18 protein-coding genes are annotated in these 17,006 nt (G+C 69.8%); 6 read left to right on the top strand and 12 right to left on the bottom strand.

Annotated elements, in window-relative coordinates; all coding sequences use genetic code 11:
- Positions 1-79: 79 nt before the first annotated feature.
- On the top strand, positions 80-508 hold the full coding sequence (locus tag OG622_RS22325; RefSeq protein ID WP_371578395.1) for a nuclear transport factor 2 family protein: 429 nt from the start codon (positions 80-82) through the stop codon (positions 506-508).
- Between the two features lie 74 nt (positions 509-582).
- Positions 583-1,422, top strand: a complete 840-nt coding sequence (locus tag OG622_RS22330) for an SURF1 family protein (RefSeq protein ID WP_371578396.1) — start codon at positions 583-585, stop codon at positions 1,420-1,422.
- Positions 1,423-1,557: 135 nt separating this feature from the next.
- Here the strand turns inward: OG622_RS22330 and OG622_RS22335 are convergent, their stop codons facing one another.
- The 4 genes from OG622_RS22335 to OG622_RS22350 all read right to left on the bottom strand — a co-directional run bounded on the left by OG622_RS22335 (position 1,558) and on the right by OG622_RS22350 (position 7,008).
- Entirely contained in the window at positions 1,558-2,841 is a 1,284-nt protein-coding gene (locus tag OG622_RS22335) for a hypothetical protein (RefSeq protein WP_371578397.1), read from the bottom strand.
- A 383-nt stretch (positions 2,842-3,224) separates the two neighbouring features.
- Positions 3,225-3,899: a SigE family RNA polymerase sigma factor gene (locus tag OG622_RS22340; protein ID WP_371578398.1), complete on the bottom strand. Its 675-nt coding sequence runs from the start codon at positions 3,897-3,899 to the stop codon at positions 3,225-3,227.
- A 645-nt stretch (positions 3,900-4,544) separates the two neighbouring features.
- On the bottom strand, positions 4,545-5,642 hold the full coding sequence (locus OG622_RS22345; protein WP_371578399.1) for an aspartate-semialdehyde dehydrogenase: 1,098 nt from the start codon (positions 5,640-5,642) through the stop codon (positions 4,545-4,547).
- A gap of 85 nt (positions 5,643-5,727) precedes the next feature.
- A complete protein-coding gene (locus OG622_RS22350; RefSeq protein WP_371578400.1) occupies positions 5,728-7,008 on the bottom strand; it encodes an aspartate kinase in 1,281 nt (426 codons plus the stop codon).
- Between the two features lie 353 nt (positions 7,009-7,361).
- Here OG622_RS22350 and OG622_RS22355 point away from each other — a divergent pair, with 353 nt between their 5' ends.
- Positions 7,362-8,105 (top strand): response regulator transcription factor, encoded by a 744-nt coding sequence (locus OG622_RS22355; RefSeq protein ID WP_371578401.1) that lies wholly within the window; start codon positions 7,362-7,364, stop codon positions 8,103-8,105.
- Positions 8,102-9,490, top strand: coding sequence for an ATP-binding protein (locus OG622_RS22360; protein ID WP_371578402.1), 1,389 nt, complete (start codon positions 8,102-8,104; stop codon positions 9,488-9,490). The genes OG622_RS22355 and OG622_RS22360 overlap by 4 nt, the downstream gene beginning before the upstream one ends.
- 81 nt (positions 9,491-9,571) lie before the next feature.
- Here OG622_RS22360 and OG622_RS22365 read toward each other — a convergent pair whose 3' ends face one another.
- The 6 genes from OG622_RS22365 to OG622_RS22390 form a co-directional block, all read right to left on the bottom strand.
- Positions 9,572-10,072 carry an SgcJ/EcaC family oxidoreductase gene (locus OG622_RS22365; protein ID WP_371578403.1) on the bottom strand — a complete coding sequence of 167 codons (501 nt, stop codon included), beginning with the start codon at positions 10,070-10,072 and terminating at the stop codon, positions 9,572-9,574.
- A 416-nt stretch (positions 10,073-10,488) separates the two neighbouring features.
- Entirely contained in the window at positions 10,489-11,067 is a 579-nt protein-coding gene (locus OG622_RS22370; RefSeq protein ID WP_037702672.1) for a Uma2 family endonuclease, read from the bottom strand.
- Positions 11,068-11,117: 50 nt separating this feature from the next.
- Positions 11,118-11,336, bottom strand: coding sequence for a hypothetical protein (locus tag OG622_RS22375; RefSeq protein ID WP_371578404.1), 219 nt, complete (start codon positions 11,334-11,336; stop codon positions 11,118-11,120).
- Positions 11,333-12,313 carry a hypothetical protein gene (locus tag OG622_RS22380; protein ID WP_371578405.1) on the bottom strand — a complete coding sequence of 327 codons (981 nt, stop codon included), beginning with the start codon at positions 12,311-12,313 and terminating at the stop codon, positions 11,333-11,335. The genes OG622_RS22375 and OG622_RS22380 overlap by 4 nt, the downstream gene beginning before the upstream one ends.
- 325 nt (positions 12,314-12,638) lie before the next feature.
- Complete coding sequence (locus tag OG622_RS22385; protein WP_371578406.1) at positions 12,639-12,830, bottom strand: DUF397 domain-containing protein; 192 nt, start codon at positions 12,828-12,830, stop codon at positions 12,639-12,641.
- Positions 12,823-13,578, bottom strand: a complete 756-nt coding sequence (locus OG622_RS22390; RefSeq protein ID WP_371584177.1) for a helix-turn-helix transcriptional regulator — start codon at positions 13,576-13,578, stop codon at positions 12,823-12,825. The genes OG622_RS22385 and OG622_RS22390 overlap by 8 nt, the downstream gene beginning before the upstream one ends.
- Before the next feature lie 135 nt (positions 13,579-13,713).
- Here OG622_RS22390 and OG622_RS22395 point away from each other — a divergent pair, with 135 nt between their 5' ends.
- A complete protein-coding gene (locus OG622_RS22395; protein WP_371578407.1) occupies positions 13,714-14,154 on the top strand; it encodes a hypothetical protein in 441 nt (146 codons plus the stop codon).
- The gene (locus tag OG622_RS22400; RefSeq protein ID WP_371578408.1) at positions 14,147-14,998 is read left to right on the top strand and encodes an alpha/beta fold hydrolase; all 852 of its coding nucleotides are present in this window, start codon (positions 14,147-14,149) and stop codon (positions 14,996-14,998) included. The genes OG622_RS22395 and OG622_RS22400 overlap by 8 nt, the downstream gene beginning before the upstream one ends.
- Positions 14,999-15,052: 54 nt before the next feature.
- On the opposite strand, the gene OG622_RS22405 is transcribed toward OG622_RS22400, so the two are convergent.
- The gene (locus OG622_RS22405; RefSeq protein WP_371578409.1) at positions 15,053-15,784 is read right to left on the bottom strand and encodes a DUF6082 family protein; all 732 of its coding nucleotides are present in this window, start codon (positions 15,782-15,784) and stop codon (positions 15,053-15,055) included.
- Between the two features lie 131 nt (positions 15,785-15,915).
- Positions 15,916-16,851 carry a M56 family metallopeptidase gene (locus OG622_RS22410; protein ID WP_371578410.1) on the bottom strand — a complete coding sequence of 312 codons (936 nt, stop codon included), beginning with the start codon at positions 16,849-16,851 and terminating at the stop codon, positions 15,916-15,918.
- Positions 16,852-17,006: the final 155 nt, after the last annotated feature.

Here is a 17,006-nt window from a genome sequence, read left to right on the forward strand (position 1 = left end):
GCCCCCGGCCTGTGGATAACTTCGGCTCCCGTCGGGTTCCTCCGGGCCGATTGTCAGTGGCCGGGTGCAGACTCGCCGCATGACCTCAACGACGTCAACGACCGATCTGCGCCGGACCGTCGAGCGTTTCTGGGCCGCCACCGAAAGCCGGGACTGGACCGCGTTCGCCGAGACGCTGGCGGAGGACGTCGTGTACGAGCTGCCGCAGACGCGGGAGCGGATACGGGGCAGGGAGCGGTATGTGGAGTTCAACCGGGAGTATCCGGGCGACTGGCACGCCCGGGTCGAGCGGATCGTCGCGGAGCCGGGGCGGGCGGGGGACTCCGAGCAGTCGGGACGACCGGGGCAGGTCGTCAGCTGGACGCACGTCACCATGGGGCAGGAGGAGATGCACGCGATCTCCTTCTTCACGGGGGACGCGGACGGCCGGATAGCCGCCGTCACCGACTTCTGGCCCGAACCGTACGAGCCACCGGCCGGGCGAGTGCACCTCGTCGAGCGGTACTGAGCGGCGGGCCGCACGGGCCGCGCGGGCCGACCCCGCAGCCGGGCGCGCGGCGCGGGCACCGTACGGTGGAAGGCGTGTACCGGTTTCTGCTGACGCCCCGATGGTGGGGGATCAACGTCTTCGTGCTGCTCGCCATCCCCTTCTGCGTGTTCATGGGATCGTGGCAGCTGAGCCGGTTCGAGGGCCGGATGCAGGACCATCGTGCGGCGACCGAGCGGATCGACCCGGCGGACCGGGCCCCGGCCCGCCCGCTGGACGAGCTGCTGCCGGTGGACAAGGAGACCTCGGGCGAGCTGGCCACCGTGACCGGACGGTACGGCGAGCAGCTCCTCGTGCCGAACCGCGAGGTGGACGGCAGGAACGGCTTCTACGTGCTGACACTGCTGCGCACCGACGAGGACAAGGCCCTGCCCGTCGTACGGGGCTGGCTGCCCGGCTCCGCGGACCCCGACCGCACCCCGGCCGCGCCCTCCGGCGAGGTCACCGTCACCGGTTCGCTGCAGGCGGGCGAGACCCCGGGGTCGAACGGTGTGCCCGTCCAGGGCGGGCTCCCGGCCGGGCAGACCTCGGCGATCAGCGCGGCGACGCTGGTGAACCTCGTGCCGGACGACCTGTACGACGCCTGGATCACTCTCGACAAGGCCGACTCGGGCATGAAGGCCGTGCCCGCGACGACGCCGCAGGACACCGGGCTCGACCTCAAGGCCTTCCAGAACCTCGGCTACACCGGCGAGTGGTTCGTCTTCGCCGGCTTCGTCGTCTTCATGTGGTTCCGCCTGGTCCGCCGCGAGGTCGAGTTCATCCGGGACGCGGAACTGGGCCTGGGCCAGGACACCGACCGGCCGGGCGAGAACGGGCCGCAAGAAGGCCGCCCGGACGAGGCCCTCTCCCGGGAAGCCGAGCCGGCGAAGTAGGACCGGCGAACCACCGCGCGCCACCCGAACCACCGCGCGAAGTCGGAACCATCACGCGTCACCGGAACCGCCGCGCATCGCCGTACCCCGGCGAGCACCGCGCGGTCGGCGGTGCTCCCCCGGGGGCGCTCTCGGTCAGGCGCCTGCCATCAGGCCCGTGCGGTAGACCACGCCCGCGCAGGCGTTGCTGACGGCTGTCGTGAAGGTGGCGATGCCGCCCTCGGTGGTGTGGGAGACGAGGACGCTGCCGTCGATGACGCCGTCCTCGGTGAAGAGCTGGGTGGAGACGGAGTTGGAGCCGTCGGTGGTGGTGCCGGGGGTCGCCTCCCCCGTGGGCGTCGGGTCCGGTGACGGGTCCGTGCCGCCGGTGCCGCCGCCATCGGTCGTGCCGCCGCTGGTGGTGGGGCAGGGCTCGGAAGGCACCCAGGCGAACTGCACCTCGTACGCGGCTCCCGGCGCCAGCATCAGCTGCGTCAGGGACAGTGACGGGTCGGGCAGTCCGGCCGCCACGTCGCCCGCGACATGGTTCGCCACGGTGATCTTCGCTTGATCCGCGGCACCCTGCGCGGTGGTGTTCACGCTGCCCGCGCCGCTGACCGTACAGCTCGTGCCGGAGATGTTGGAGACGCGGAACGTGCCGTAGACGGCGCCGCCGGAGTCCGGTGACATCACGCTGGCGCCGCCGCCGAGCTGGGCCGACGTGCACAGGGCGGAGGCATTGGTAGTGGGCGTCGGCTGGGCGCCGCCCGTGGAGCCGTTGCTCTGGCCCTTGCCCTTGTCGCCCTTGCTCTTGCCGGTGTCCTTGCCGGAGCCCTTGGAACCGCCGGAGGAACCGCCCGACGAGCCACCCCCGCCGGTCTGCCCCTTGGACTGGCCCGCGCTCCCCTGCGTGTGCGAGCCGTTGCCCATGTTGGAGGTGTTGAGGTCGGAGCCGGTGGAGTTGGAGACGTGGACGAGGGCGGGGATCGCCGTGCCGATGAAGAGCGCGGCGGCGGCCATACCGACGACGGCCTGCCGCTTGCGCGCCCGCCTCGCCGGTACCGCCCGCCGCAGGTGCTCCAGCGTGCCGTCCCTGGGCTCGATCTCCGACACCGCGAGCTGCAGCAGATTGCGCAGCACCAGCTCGTCGTCCGGCTCGAACCCGCCGGTCCCCTTCGGCCCGGAGCCGTTCGAACCCGAGCCGCCGGAACCCTCACCGCCCGACCCCAGGCCCGCCGAGCCCAGCGCACCGAAGCGCGGCCCGTCGCCATCCGGCTCGGCCGCACCCGAGATGCCCTCGGGCGAGGAGCCCTTGGACGAGGAGTCCTCGGACGAGGAACCCGCCTCTGAGGGGTCCGCACCCAAGTCGTCCGCATCCGGATCGAGGTCAGCCGAATTCAGGTCGCCCGACCGCGAGTCGCCCGAGTCGTCCGAAGGCACGTCGTCCGAAGGCTGGTGCTCCGAAGGCTGGTGCTCCGAAGGCACGTCGTCCGAAGGCTGGCCCTCCGAACGCGAGTCGTTCGACCGCGCGTCGTCCGGCGAGCGGCCTTCGAGATGCCGGCCCTTGGGGTGGGGGCCTTGTTCTGCGGGGCCGTGATTCACAGTTCCGTTCCCAGCGTGCGATTGCGTTTCTTCGTGCTCTTCGAGCCCGCGCCCCCCGACGCGCCCGTCCGGCCCGCGCTCATCGGCGCGTTCGTCCCCGCGCGCATCGGCGCGTTCGTCGTCGTCCCGGCGTCCCCAGGAGGCACGCCTCCGGGCGCCGAGGTCATCCCGCCCGTCCCGCCCGTCGCGCGTGTCGGATCCGTCGTCCCTGCCGTGCGTGCTCATGCCGACGCCTCCATGGCGACGCGCAGTGCCGCGATGCCGCGGGAACCGTACGCCTTGACCGAGCCCAGCGATATGCCGAGGGTCTCGGCAACCTGGGCCTCGGTCATGTCGGCGAAGTAGCGCAGTACGAGAACCTCGCGCTGGCGGCGCTGCAGCCCCTTCATCGCCTTGATGAGGGAGTCGCGCTCCAGCAGGTCGTACGCGCCCTCCTCCGCGCTCGCCATGTCGGGCATCGGCTTCGACAGCAGCTTCAGGCCGAGGATGCGGCGGCGCAGGGCGGAACGCGAGAGGTTCACGACCGTCTGGCGCAGGTAGGCGAGCGTCTTCTCCGGTTCACGGACGCGCTTGCGCGCCGAGTGCACACGGATGAACGCTTCCTGGACGACGTCCTCACAGGAGGCGGTGTCGTCGAGGAGGAGCGCCGCGAGTCCGAGAAGCGAGCGGTAGTGGGCGCGATAGGTCTCGGTGAGATGGTCGACCGTCGTGCCGGAGGCCGGCACCGTCGTGTCGTCCGCGCCGTCGCGCTGATTGGGTATGCGGGTCGGCCGCGCCGCAGGCATCGGCGCGATCACCGGCATGCCGCCGGCCGAACCGGGCAAGCGGGGACGGCGGGGTGGACGAAGGGCGGTGCCCCTCGTCTGTACCGCGGTGAATTCGAGTACCTCTGCCACGCCTGTTGGACCCGCATCCCCCCGTTGAGGTTGTACGCCGCAGGCATCTCTTTTGCGTCGGACCGCACGCGTGTCCGCATGACACCTGCGTGGGTCGGTGCGGCAGACGCGCCCCGCGGCACGCTGCGCTCAGCTGTCGGTACGGCCCGCCGAACACCGGACAGCACGTCGAACGCCCTCATGCGTACCAGCTCTTCCCCTATGCCCCAAGTTTTGGCGCCCAGCCCCGCCGAAGGGCGCCCGTGAAAGACGCTCCCCGTCCGCGCGCGGTTGCGGCGGACGGGGAGAAAAAATCCTCGATCACCGGGAGGCCTGAATCAACCCGGAGATCCGACGACGGCACGGCCGGAAATTCTCCGCCCACCGAACCGTCGACTCGAAGAACTTACACGCCACGAGGGGCTGCGCCGCTTTCGCCGGGTGCCCAGGGGGTCGGGGGGCGGGTTCGTCGGCGGGTGCGGGTCCGGTGGGGGCTGGTCGCGCAGTTCCCCGCGCCCCTGAAAAGCAGGGGCTGCGCCCCGTGCTTTTCAGGCCCGCAGGGCCGTGGTCTTTCAGGCCCGCAAGGGCCTGGTCTTTCAGGGGCGCGGGGAACTGCGCGAGCAACCACGAACCACCCGCACCCTCCGACGCACCCGAACCCCCGAGCTAGCGAGCGCCCGACCCCACACCCTCCGCCGCCACCAGCTCCGCGATCTGCGCCGTGTTCAGGGCGGAGCCCTTCCGCAGGTTGTCCCCGCAGACGAAAAGCTCCAGCGCCGTCGGATCGTCCAGGGCCCGGCGTACGCGCCCCACCCACGTCGGGTCGGTGCCGACCACGTCCGCGGGGGTGGGGAACTCGCCCGCGGCCGGGTCGTCGCAGAGGACGACCCCCGGGGCCGTGGCGAGGATCTCGCGCGCCTTGGCGACCGTGACCTCGCCCTCGAAGCGGGCGTGCAGGGTGAGGGAGTGCGTGGTGACGACCGGCACCCGTACGCAGGTCACGGCGACCGGCAGCTTAGGCAGTCCGAGGATCTTGCGGGACTCGTCCCGGACCTTCATCTCCTCCGAGGACCAGCCGTCCGCGCGGAGCGACCCGGCCCACGGCACCACGTTCAGCGCCACCGGTTCCGGGAACGGCCCGGTGTTGTCGCCCACGGCCCGCCGCACGTCACCGGGCCTGGTCCCCAGTTCCGTACCGGCGACGAGGGCGATCTGCTGCCGCAGGGTCTCCACGCCGGCCCGTCCCGCGCCGCTGACCGCCTGGTACGAGGAGGCCACCAGCTCGCGCAGCCCGAACTCGGCGTGCAGCGCGCCGAGCGCCACGATCATGGAGAGGGTCGTGCAGTTGGGGTTGGCGATGATCCCGCGCGGCCGGACGCGGGCGGCGTGCGGATTGACCTCGGGGACGACGAGGGGCACCTCCGGGTCCATCCGGAAGGCGCCCGAGTTGTCCACCACGACCGCGCCCTTGGAGACGGCGATCGGCGCCCAGTGCGCCGCGACCTCGTCCGGTACGTCGAACATGGCGACGTCGACCCCGTCGAAGGCCTCCTCCGACAGGGCCGTCACCTCGATCTGTTCCCCGCGCACGGCCAGCTTGCGGCCGGCCGAGCGCGGAGAGGCGATCAGACGGATCTCGCCCCAGATGTCGGCCCGGTGGGACAGGATCTGGAGCATGACCGTGCCGACGGCACCGGTCGCGCCCACGACCGCGAGCGTCGGCCGACCGGCACGCCCGGCCCGCCCGGCATCGACGGCCCTCAACGACCGAAGCCGCCGTCGCACCGGCAGCCTGAGCCGCACGAGCCGTGAGAACCGTACGAGCCGTGAGAACCGCGTGAGCGGGCCGTCATCGTCCGGTACCCCCGTAGACGACGGCCTCGTCGCTGTCGGAGTCGAGTCCGAAGGCGGTGTGCACTGCGCGCACGGCCTCCGGCACGTCGTCGGCGCGGGTGACGACCGAGATGCGGATCTCGGAGGTCGAGATGAGCTCGATGTTCACGCCGGCGTCGGACAGCGCCTCGAAGAAGGAGGCGGTGACGCCCGGGTTGGTCTTCATGCCCGCGCCGACCAGGGAGATCTTGCCGATCTGGTCGTCGTAGCGCAGCGAGTCGAAGCCGATGCCCGCCTTGTTCTTCTCCAGGGCGGCGATGGCCTTGCGGCCCTCGGTCTTGGGAAGGGTGAAGGAGATGTCCGTCAGACCGGTCGTCACGGCCGAGACGTTCTGCACGACCATGTCGATGTTGACCTCGGCGTCCGCGATGGCGCGGAAGATCGCGGCGGCCTCGCCCGGCTTGTCCGGGACGCCGACGACCGTGACCTTGGCCTCGGAGACGTCGTGGGCGACTCCGGAGATGATGGCGTGCTCCACCTTGTGGTCCCCTTGCGACTCTGGCTTCTCGTTGCTGACCCAGGTGCCCGGCAGTCCGGAGAAGGACGAGCGGACGTGGATCGGGATGTTGTAGCGGCGGGCGTACTCGACACAGCGGTGGAGCAGCACCTTCGAACCGGACGCCGCCAGTTCGAGCATGTCCTCGGAGGAGATCCAGTCGATCTTCTTCGCCTTCTTCACGACCCGCGGGTCGGCGGTGAAGACGCCGTCGACGTCGGTGTAGATCTCACAGACCTCGGCCTCCAGCGCGGCGGCCAGCGCGACGGCGGTCGTGTCCGACCCGCCGCGACCGAGGGTCGTGATGTCCTTCTTGTCCGCGCTGACGCCCTGGAACCCGGCGACGATGGCGATGTTGCCCTCGTCCAGCGCCGTACGGATCCGGCCGGGCGTGACGTCGATGATCCGGGCTTTGTTGTGGACCGAGTCGGTGATGACACCTGCCTGGCTGCCGGTGAACGACTGGGCCTCGTGGCCCAGGTTTTTGATCGCCATGGCCAGCAGCGCCATGGAGATCCGCTCTCCGGCGGTCAGCAGCATGTCGAACTCACGCCCGGCAGGCATCGGTGACACCTGCTCGGCGAGATCGATCAGCTCGTCCGTCGTGTCGCCCATCGCGGAAACGACGACGACCACTTGGTGGCCGTTCTTCTTCGCTTCCACGATCCGCTTGGCGACGCGCTTGATGCCCTCGGCATCGGCTACGGAGGAGCCTCCGTACTTCTGCACGACAAGGCCCACGTGCGCTCCTCGCTCCGTTTCAGTCCCTAATATCCGCACCTACACACATATGCATACGTTTTCATATGTGTTCATACGTGCTGCGGCGGTCGGCTCAGTCTATCGAGCGGCCGAAATTCCCTTCCCTGGTATCGCATGGTGAGATGTCCCGCTCACCTTTTGATCACCTGGGATTTCTCCGGCCCTTCCACCGGTTTCACCCCGGCTTGTCGCCCGGACCTTCGACCGCTCCGGGAACGTCTCTGCCCAGGTCACCGCCGAACAGTCGGCGCGGACGGGGAAAAGTGCCTGGAGTCACACCGAGGGCGCCCGCGCCGACGAAACGCCAACTTTCAAGCACTAAGGTCGTGGCCGTGCGCGTACTTCTGGTGGAAGACGACGAGCCGGTCGCCGAGTCCCTGCGACGTGGACTCCTGCGATACGGCTTCGAGGTGGAGTGGGTCAACACGGGCGGGGCGGCGCTGTCGTACGGCGGCCCGTACGACGTCGTCCTCCTCGATCTCGGCCTGCCCGACACCGACGGCCTCGACGTCTGCAAGGCCCTCAGGGACCGCAGCCAGGTGCCGATCATCGTGATCAGCGCCCGCAGCGACGAGACGGACCGCGTGGTCGGGCTGGAGCTGGGCGCCGACGACTACGTCTCGAAGCCGTTCGGCGTCCGCGAGGTGATCGCCCGTATAAGGGCGGTGATGCGCCGCGTGCAGCCGCGCGCCGCCGGCGCGCCCGCGGCCGGCCCCGACCGCTACGGCCCCCGCCTCACCATCGACCGCAAGGCCGCGCGCGTCCACCTCGACGGTACGGAGGTGGGGCTCGCCCCCAAGGAGTACGACCTCCTCTCGTTCCTCACCGAGGAGCCGGGCGCCCTGATGTCGCGCGAACAGATCATGGAAGCGGTCTGGGACGCGAACTGGTTCGGCCCGACGAAGACGCTGGACGTCCATGTGGCGGCGCTGCGGCGCAAGCTGGCCGGGGCGATCACGATCGAGGCGGTGCGGGGGGTGGGGTTCCGGCTGATCGTGAACGAAAACGTGAACGCGGCCGAGAACGAAGAGGCCGCGCCGACCGGCGGCACGCGTGAGGGCAACGGCACGTCATGATCCGTCAGCTCATCCGCAGCTACGTGCTCCTCGTGGCGGTCGCCATCGCCCTGTTCACCGTGCCGGTGGCGTTCACGCTCACAAATCAGTTGCGGGGGGACACCAGCCAAGCCGTCCAGCGCGAGGCCGAGACCATGGCCCGGCTGCTGGGCGCCGGTGACACCGCTTCGTGCGCGGCCCTGGCGCAGATGGCCGGGGCGTACCCGAAGAAGGAGGAGCAGGTCGAGGTCACCGCCACCGACAGGTGCGCGGGGCAAGGCCTGAACGAACCGGTCCCGGACGCGGCGCTGGCCGTGGCTCTGGAGCGCGGCCGGGCCACCGTCGACTGGGGCTCCAAGTTCATCTGGGGCGAGAACCTGGTGGTCACCGTCCCTGCCTTCGAGCGCTCGCCGGACGGGAAGACGAAGACGGACAACGTCGTCGGCGCCGTCCGGATCATGTTCTCGACCGACCACCTCACGGACCGGCTCTGGCAGATCTGGGGATTCCGGGCGGCACTGGCCCTCCTCGTCCTGCTGGCAGCCGCGATCATCGGTGTCTTCGCCGCCCGGCGCCTGACCGCCCCCCTCCGCCAGCTCAACGAGATGGCGAGCAAGATGAGCGACGGCGACCTGACGGCCCGCTCCCCCGTGACGGGCCCGCAGGAGACGCAGACCCTGGCGCGCACGTTGAACCAGGCGGGCGAACGCCTGGACACGCTGATCGCGTCGCAGCGCATCTTCGTCGCCGACGCCTCGCACCAACTGCGCACGCCCCTGACGGCGTTGCGCCTGTCTCTGGACAACATCGCGGACGGCACGGACGACGAGTTCGTACGGGAGGACGTGGAGCAGGCCACCGCCGAGGTGGTCCGGATGAGCCGCCTGGTCAACGGCCTGCTGGTGCTGGCGCGGGCGGAGGCGAAGGTGACGGCGGCGGAACCGCTGTCCCTCCGGGAGATCATCCAGGAACGTCTCGACGTGTGGAGACCGGCCGCCGACGAGCGCGGAGTCACCATCACGCTCAGGGGGAGTGCCGACGGCCGGCCGTTCGTGCTGGCCAGTCCCGGTCATCTGGACCAGGTCCTGGACAACGTGCTTTCCAACGCCCTGGAGGTCTCACCGGACGGTGCGGCCATCACGGTCTCGATGGAGACCCGGGGCGACGAGGTGGTGCTGTCGGTGCTGGACGAGGGGCCCGGTATGTCGGACGCCGAGAAGTCCCGCGCCTTCGACCGCTTCTGGCGCGGTCAGGGCCTCACCGGGAGGTCCGGTTCGGGCCTCGGCCTCGCCGTCGTCAAGCAACTCGTCACCGACGACAACGGGACCGTGGCCCTCAAGGACGCGCCCGGGGGCGGGTTGTGCGTCGCGCTCACGTTGCGTGCGACGCGGCACGGGGGTGGCTGAGCCGGGGGAGTTGGCTCAGTCGGCCTTGGGTGGCTGGGCCGGGGGGTGTGGCCCAGCCACGACTTGGGGGTCGGCTGTCGCTCAGCCTTCGGGCATCGCCGACGAGTGGTGGTTCACGATCTTCCACACGCCGTTCCGCTTCTCGTACTCGTACGTGTAGCGGGCGTCGACCCTCTTCTTCTCGCCGGTCTTCGGGTCGGTGAGGATGAAGTAGTACGAGCCGGTGTCGATCGCCGAGTTGCTGTCCAGGACGTTGATGATCGTCTTGGTCTTCTTGCCGACCGGCTTGTTCTCCAGGAAGTGGTCGAAGTAGTCGACGATGCCGGCACGGTCGGTGCGGATCTTGTTGGAGACGGTCGGCAGGAGCACCGCGTCCTTCGCGTAGCGGTTCGCCACCTTCTTGGCGTCGCCGGTCCGCAGCGTCTTGTTCCAGCCGTCGAAGAGTGCCGCGATCTCCTTCTTGGAGGGCTTCTTCGGCGCGGACTCGGCACCGGCCGTGCTGACTCCGGCGGTGACCGTGGCTGCGGTGACGAGTGCGGCGGCCGTGACGATGGCGGCGCGTATGCGGTTCTTGCGGGTCATCGCGATCTCCCGTGCGAGGTTGGGGTGTTACTGCCTCCGCTTCTCGTGCGGTGGAAGTGACTCAAGATTCGCGTGACGCCGGTTAGGGGCTGTGCAGCGGACGTACAGGCCCGGGGCAACGTTCGTACAAGGTGTTCCGGAGGGGTCCCGGACGGGGTCGGTCGGGCTCGCCCGGGGTCGGTCCAGCGACGCCCCGCCCGGCGGCCCACGGCACCGCCGGGGTCGACTTGCCGACCCCACCAAGCCCGTGCGCGGCATGCGCCAGGACCCCGCCGGACGCCTCGAACGCCTCGTCCAGTAGGGCTGGTTCATGTTCCCGCCGACGAACGGCACGGTCCGCCGGACTCCCCCGCCGATGCACCATTCACCGTCCACCGCCATCCGCCTCGGGGGCGAACGGAGGTGGACGGAGAGCGTCAGTCCACGTACTCCTTGAGGGGCTCGGTGTCGAGTGTGATGTTCACCGGCTCCGGGAGCTTGATGGTGGCCCCGAACGCAAACTTTTCCTCATGGCGGTAGCGACCGTTCTCCGGCTGGTTGAACACGACAACCGAGCAGTCGTCGCGGTCGATAAGGAGGTAGACGGGGATGCCGGCAGCCGCATAACCGTCGGGCTTCTCAACTCGGTCCCGTCGATTCGTGTCGGAGTCGTAGGACGTAACCTCCACCGCCATCAGGGCGGCCTCGGCCTCCGACCACTCCCCATGTCCCTTGAGACCGCCCACGCGCACCAGAACGCCATCCGCGCGGGCGCGCCCCTTGCGGTAACGCTCCGTCTTCAAACCGCTCTCCGAGTGCAGCCAGAGATCGGGGCGATGCTGCATGCACACCCGTTGCAGCCACGCGATCATCTCGCGATGGTTGCCGTCTGCCATGGGCTTGACCACGACCTTTCCGTTGATGAACTCCAGCCAGACGGTCTCCGGGGCATGGCGTTCCAGTTCCTCGAACTCCTCGACGGACATCTGCGGCCGGTGCTCGGTCCTGGGGGTCATGGCGTCGCCTCCTCGACTCCATGGTGCCCTGACCGGCACGTCCTGCACGCTCATACGCCCCTCCCGTCCGGCGGGTCTCCAGCGGGAGGCCCGCCCTGCTCGTCGGCCGCCGGACCCATAAGCCGGTCGATCCGGGCATCGGCCGCCGCGACCGCGGCGTCGACAGGTCGCCGGTTGACCTTTGCTCGTGCTCGCAGGCGGGCCGTGAGGTCGGCGCCGAGGTCGAGGGAGAGCCGCTCGCCCTCCGGAGACTCCGTGGACCGGGTCACTTCCAGCGCCCCAGACCGGCCGCACGGCGCAGTTCGTCCACACGGGCCGTGACGTCCACGACCTCGTCGGCGCCCGGGAGGCCACCGGCGCGCGGGGCGGGGAGGAAGGTGTCCGGGACGGGCACGTACACCGGCATCGGCCCTTCCCGTTCACATTCCGCGAGGCAGTCACGGCACAGCCCGTTCACGAGCTCGACGGTCCGCTCGTCCGCGTGACACATACCGCAGATCATGATCACTTTGTCGATACGCGCACGGAGGCCGGCCTTCTGCCGGATCCTGGCCTTCGTGGGCCTCATCGGGGGCATCTTGTTCTCCAATCGCTTGCGGGCGAAGCCGCCCGGGTTGGTGACATCCGACGGCAGTCCGTCCGTCAGCGCCTCGGTGACGTCCTGCGGCGTCGCACCACGCGACAGCCACTGCGTGACGAGGGATTCGAGGGAGTGGCAGTCGGCGTCGGACAGCGGCATCCGGGGATCCACGGAGCGGACTTCGGCGAGGGTCTGGTAGGCGGTGCTGGGCTCCGGGGCGGTGGCTTCCGCCCTGTCGGGCTCGGCAGCTTCGGCGGGTTCGGTGCGCTCCGCTCGCTCGGCCGGCTCCGCGGGCTCGCTCTCCTCGACCCGGGCCAGTCCCGACTGGTAGTGCTCCGTCACGTCCCTGCCGTCGCACTCCCGTGCGAAGTTCGCCCACCACGCCACCGACCTGGGGGTACGCGACCAGTACGTGCGCGTCACCCACCGCATCGAGCTGTCCTCGATGGTGATGTGCTCCCTGATCCAGCGCAGATGACCGGCGTGGACGAGGCGCCCCGTCGAGGTGCTCACGGCCTGCTGTCCGTAGCGGGGGTGTGCCGCCGCGATGACCTTCTGACTCATCGCGTGGCCGTCTTCGAGGTGGTCGATGAAGACGGCGACCTCGGCATCGCGGGGGCTCAGATGTGCGAAGTCCGGGTCCGCGTGCGGGTCTTCGTCACCCACGGAGCGTTTTCCGTAGCCCGTTTTGGCCATCGGGTGCGACGGGGAAGGCAGGGCAGCACTAGGCTGGGCGTAAGCCACGATCGAGGTCCGTTCGATCCGTAGGTCTAGGCCCTGGCACTGGTGTTGGCGCACCGGCCGGGGCCGATCTATTTGGTCAGTTGCCGCGAACCTAGAGCGACTTTACGTTCCGAAGCAAGCCGATCACGGAACGTCACCCTTTCGAGTTACGCCCCTTCAACTCACGTCCAGGCTTGGTTGGTTGGGTTGGTTTTTCACCCATCCCAGAGATCTTGGAAACCCATGGGAAGAGCTCGGGTCCCGGGGCTCAAGCTCCGGGCTGACCTGCGGAGATGAAGGCGACCCAGGCGGGTGCAGTCAGGATGAGGGTGAGCCCGGTGGGGTTCTTCGAGTCTCGTACATGGACCGTCAACCGTGCGTCAGGTAGGGCGACTTCGACACAGTCGCCGCCCTCGTCGTCGCTGTAGCTCGACTTGAACCACGCCAACTGCTCACTCATCACGGTTCACCATCCGCTCGATGAAACGGGCCGATTCAGCGGGGCTGAGGGCCTGCGCGCGGATCATGCTAAGCCGCTCGGTCACACGGTTGACAACCTCTGGATCGGCCGAAAGTTCGCTGGCAAGCGGTCCTTCCGTGAAAACGAACCGCTCGTGATCACGCGTCTCCAGCAACACCATGGGCCCCAGCAGGGCGGCACTGATGGCCCATTCGAAGGGGAGCACCTGCAGAAGGACATTCCGAAGGCAGGACGCCTCAAGCAAGCGGCCGAGCTGATCGGTGTCCACCTGAGAGCTGCGCAGTACGGCCTCGTACAGCACAAAGCTCAATGCCACCGGGGGCTTTCGCTCCGTGAGGATCGTCTGCCTCTCCAGGCGGGCGGCGATCCGTTCCTCCACCGTCTCCTCGTCCAGAGGTGGGTAGCGATTCTCGATCAGCGTCCGGGCGTACCCCTTCGTCTGCAACAGCCCAGGAACCAGCGCGACCTCGTAAGACCACCGACTGATCGCTTCCCTCTCCCGCAGCATGAAGTCCTGAGCCCGCGCCGGAAACTTCTCCCTCTGCAAGTACTCCTTGGCCGCGCTCAGCAAACCCTCCGCCCGGCACAGCTCATCCGCCACGTCCAGCACCCTCGGGGTCGGCATCCGTACCCCCTGCTCCATGGACTTGATCGTGTCCGGCGAGTAGTTCGCGGCCACCGCCAGCTCCTCGCGGCTCACGTTCGCCTTCGTGCGCCAGCGCTTCATCTGGTTGCCGCCGTAGCGCCAGGCAACCGGTGGCTGGGAGTTGTACTGGGCCGACACCGCGCGCACCTCCGACCGATACACACCGGCGTGTATCACCTCAGTCACTACCGAGCGTAGCTCCGACATCGCCACCGTGTGACCATGACGAACGCAATTCACCGGCCCTCGTGGGTACCCGTGGCGGGACACCGACTTCGTGTGATCGGCGTGCACTTCGACGCCGTACGGATCGAGGGCGGGCGCGGCGAGACGGTCGCGGGCAAACTGATCGAGATGACCGACGGGGACGCGGGGCCGGTCGTTCTCGAACAGGCCGGGTTCCGGTGGATGTACTTCCTGCTAGGGCCGGGGACGGTACACAGACACGCCTGGCTGCCGGGCGTACAGCGTTTCGGCTTGACCGCGAGGACCATGCGGACGGTGACGTACGTCGGCATCCCGGCCCTCGACGGCAACACCTTCCCGCTGCGCTGGTACTCCGAACCGACCCCCGAAACGCCGTTCGTGGAACCGGAGTCGCTGCTCACCGCGGTGCGCACAGCTCAGGCCGACCGAGAGGAACCCGACCGTGAGTGACGTGAGACTGACCGAGACCTTCCCCAGTGCATCGGGAGACGTGCGGTGGGGCAGCCTCGGGGATCCCGGCCGGGATCCGGTCGTGCTCCTCCACGGCACGCCCTTCTCGTCGTACGTCTGGCGGGGCGTCGCCCGTGCGCTGGCCGACACCGGCCGGTACCAGGTGTTCGTGTGGGACATGCCCGGTTACGGGGAGTCGGACATGCACACCGGCCAGGACGTCTCCCTGGCCGCCCAGGGCCGGGTCTTCGCCGAGTTGCTGGCGCACTGGGGGCTGGACGAACCGCTGGTGGTGGCCCATGACTTCGGTGGGGCCGTGTCGCTGCGGGCGCATCTGCTGCACGGCGCCCGTTACCGCGCGCTCGCCCTCGTCGACCCCGTGGCGCTGGCCCCGTGGGGTTCCCCCTCCTTCCGGCTGCTCGGCCGCCACGCCGAGGTCTTCGAGCAGCTGCCGCCCGCGTTGCACCGCGCCCTGGTGCGCGAGTACATCAGCTCGGCCAGCGGCCCGGGGCTGCACCCGGCGGTCCTCGACCGGCTCGTACAGCCGTGGCTCGGCGAACACGGTCAGCCCGCCTTCTACCGGCAGATCGCCCAGGCGGACCAGACCCACACCGACGAGATCCAGGACCGGTACGGGGAGATCGGCATCCCGGCACTGGTGTGCTGGGGCGAGGAGGACGGTTGGATCCCCCTGGCCAAGGGGCGGGAGCTCGCCGACCGCATCCCGGACGCGCGATTCGAGCCGATTGCCGGTGCGGGACACCTCGTCCAGGAGGACGCCCCCGCCGAACTCACGGCCATACTCCTGGACTTCCTCCGGGACCAGACGGCTGGACCTGGATAGAGGCCGTCCGCGAGATCGTCTCGCCGAGGGGCGTCGACCACCCCGAGGACGGCCTCAGCGTCGGCTGCGCAGAAACGATCCAAGGGCCAGCCCGGTGCCCAGGCCGATCAGGGCGCCGGCCGAGGCCTGCCAGCGGCGTGCCGCCACCGCGGCAGGGGCGGGAACCGGGCTGGGCCCCCGCGGAGCGCGAACCGGTGGACCGGCGGCGACTGCGCGCGCGTGCTCCTCGGCCACGATGCTCAAGAAGCGACGGCCGATCCGGCTCCCGGACGAACGGGCCACCCACGACGGGTGAGCCCTGCTCCAGTAGTCGCGCCCGGCCGCTCCGGTGAACATCCCGGCGAACATGTCCCGCAGCAGAGTCTCGGAAATCGTCCCGATCTCGTAGCCCATCCACGCGTAGTTCATCATCAGGTCGGCATAGACATGCCGTTTCCGCTCGTCCGGATCGGCGATGTCCGTGACGCCCCAGACCGGTTGGAAGAGTGCCATGTCCTCAAGCTCCAGCCGGGCCAGCTCAAGGTAGTAGCCGCGGATTCCCTGGATCTGCTCCGCCCTGGCCTGCCGGTTCTGCACGATCAGTGACACCGCGACGCCGGCCAACGCCAGCGCCGAGACGATCGCCGACGTGAAGCCGTACGCGGCGCCCACCTGGCTCAGCCGGTTCCAGTCCACGCCCCGGGAGCCGGAGATCTCCTCCAGCACGAAAGGCGACAAGAGCACCGCCGCCAGAGCGATCGCGGCGATGGCGAGCAGCCCCAGCATCCTGGTCGCCCGGCGAGCCAACGATGCCGTCCCCACAGAACGATGACGAACTATCAGGTCAACCACCCCCAAGCCGGCCTGCCCCTTTGACTGACCGAGCCCGCGCAGCCTACTTCCAGCCGACCGGTCCGTAGATCATTTATGGGACGGGCCTACAGCGTTCCCAGTGCCGGTGCGAACGCGATGAGGAGGGGGAGGAGGGCCAGGAGCGCGGCGGCGGTCGTGGTGGCCGCGCGGCGGGTGCGGTCCAGGCGGGGCGGGGGTTCCAGCAGGCGCTCCACCCGGTCGCCCAGCAGACGGCGGGTGTTGGAGCAGGTCAACACGCCCCGGTGTTGGTTGAGTTCGATGAGGGCCAGGGCGGTGGTGAGGTGGCCGCAGCGGCGCGATGCCGTGTCGTCGGCGGCGAGTTCGACCAGGCGGTGGGTCTGGTCGGCGAAGTGGGCGAAGAGGGGGATGTGCGGGAAGCCCGTGGCGAGGGCGGTGGAGAGGTGGAGCAGCCAGTCGTGGCGGGCGCGGGCGTGGCCCAGTTCGTGGGCGAGCACGGCGTCCAGCTGGCGGTCGCTCAGCTTGCCCAACGCGCCTGTGGTGACGACCAGTTGGGGCGGGGTGCCCGGCATCAGCCACGCGTCCGGGTACTCGTCCTCCAGGACCAGCAGCGGCCCCTTCGTCTGCGGCAGGCCCGCCGGGAGGTCCGGGGCGCGCTCGCGCAGGTGCGCGCGGCGGAGGTGCCGGCTGCGCCGGGCCTCGACCAGCTCCCGGGCCAGCATCGCGCCGCTCCATGCGGCCCCGCAGGCCAGCGCCAGCGTCAGTACGGCCGTCCAGGGCGGCGCGGCCGTGAGGTCGTACGCGGCGGTCACGGCCGGGGGCGCGGGCGCGAAGGCCCGCGTGCGGACCGTCTCGAACACCGCGGCGGTCCCGAGCGCGAGCGCCGCGAGGCAGCTCAGCAGGGCCGCCGCCACCAGGCACTGCCACGCCCACAGCGCGACCACGGGTTCCCGCTCGGGCCACATCGCCTTCAGCAGGGCGCGGGGGCCCAGCACTGCGGCGGTCACGGCCACGGTCGCGAGAAGGAGCAGGAGAACGGTCACGTCACTGGGTCCGGTTCCTGTCGGGGTGCGAGGGGATTGCGCGAGGAGGTACGGGGCGTCGTACGACGACGGTGCCTACGCTACCGCTGGTGCCCGCGCTTGCAGGCTCCCCGCGGGAGCACTTTCCGTCACCCTTCCACTGCTCGGCTCAGTTG

Source organism: Streptomyces sp. NBC_01314 (assembly GCF_041435215.1).
Taxonomy (GTDB): Bacteria; Actinomycetota; Actinomycetes; order Streptomycetales; family Streptomycetaceae; genus Streptomyces.

Excerpts from the sequence above, each read along its gene's own strand:
- OG622_RS22325 (WP_371578395.1), top strand. The coding sequence starts at position 80 with ATGACCTCAACGACGTCAACGACCGATCTGCGCCGGACCGTCGAGCGT.
- OG622_RS22360 (WP_371578402.1), top strand. The coding sequence starts at position 8,102 with ATGATCCGTCAGCTCATCCGCAGCTACGTGCTCCTCGTGGCGGTCGCC.
- OG622_RS22365 (WP_371578403.1), bottom strand. The coding sequence starts at position 10,072 with ATGACCCGCAAGAACCGCATACGCGCCGCCATCGTCACGGCCGCCGCA.
- OG622_RS22370 (WP_037702672.1), bottom strand. The coding sequence starts at position 11,067 with ATGACCCCCAGGACCGAGCACCGGCCGCAGATGTCCGTCGAGGAGTTC.
- OG622_RS22385 (WP_371578406.1), bottom strand. The coding sequence starts at position 12,830 with ATGAGTGAGCAGTTGGCGTGGTTCAAGTCGAGCTACAGCGACGACGAG.
- OG622_RS22390 (WP_371584177.1), bottom strand. The coding sequence starts at position 13,578 with ATGAAGCGCTGGCGCACGAAGGCGAACGTGAGCCGCGAGGAGCTGGCG.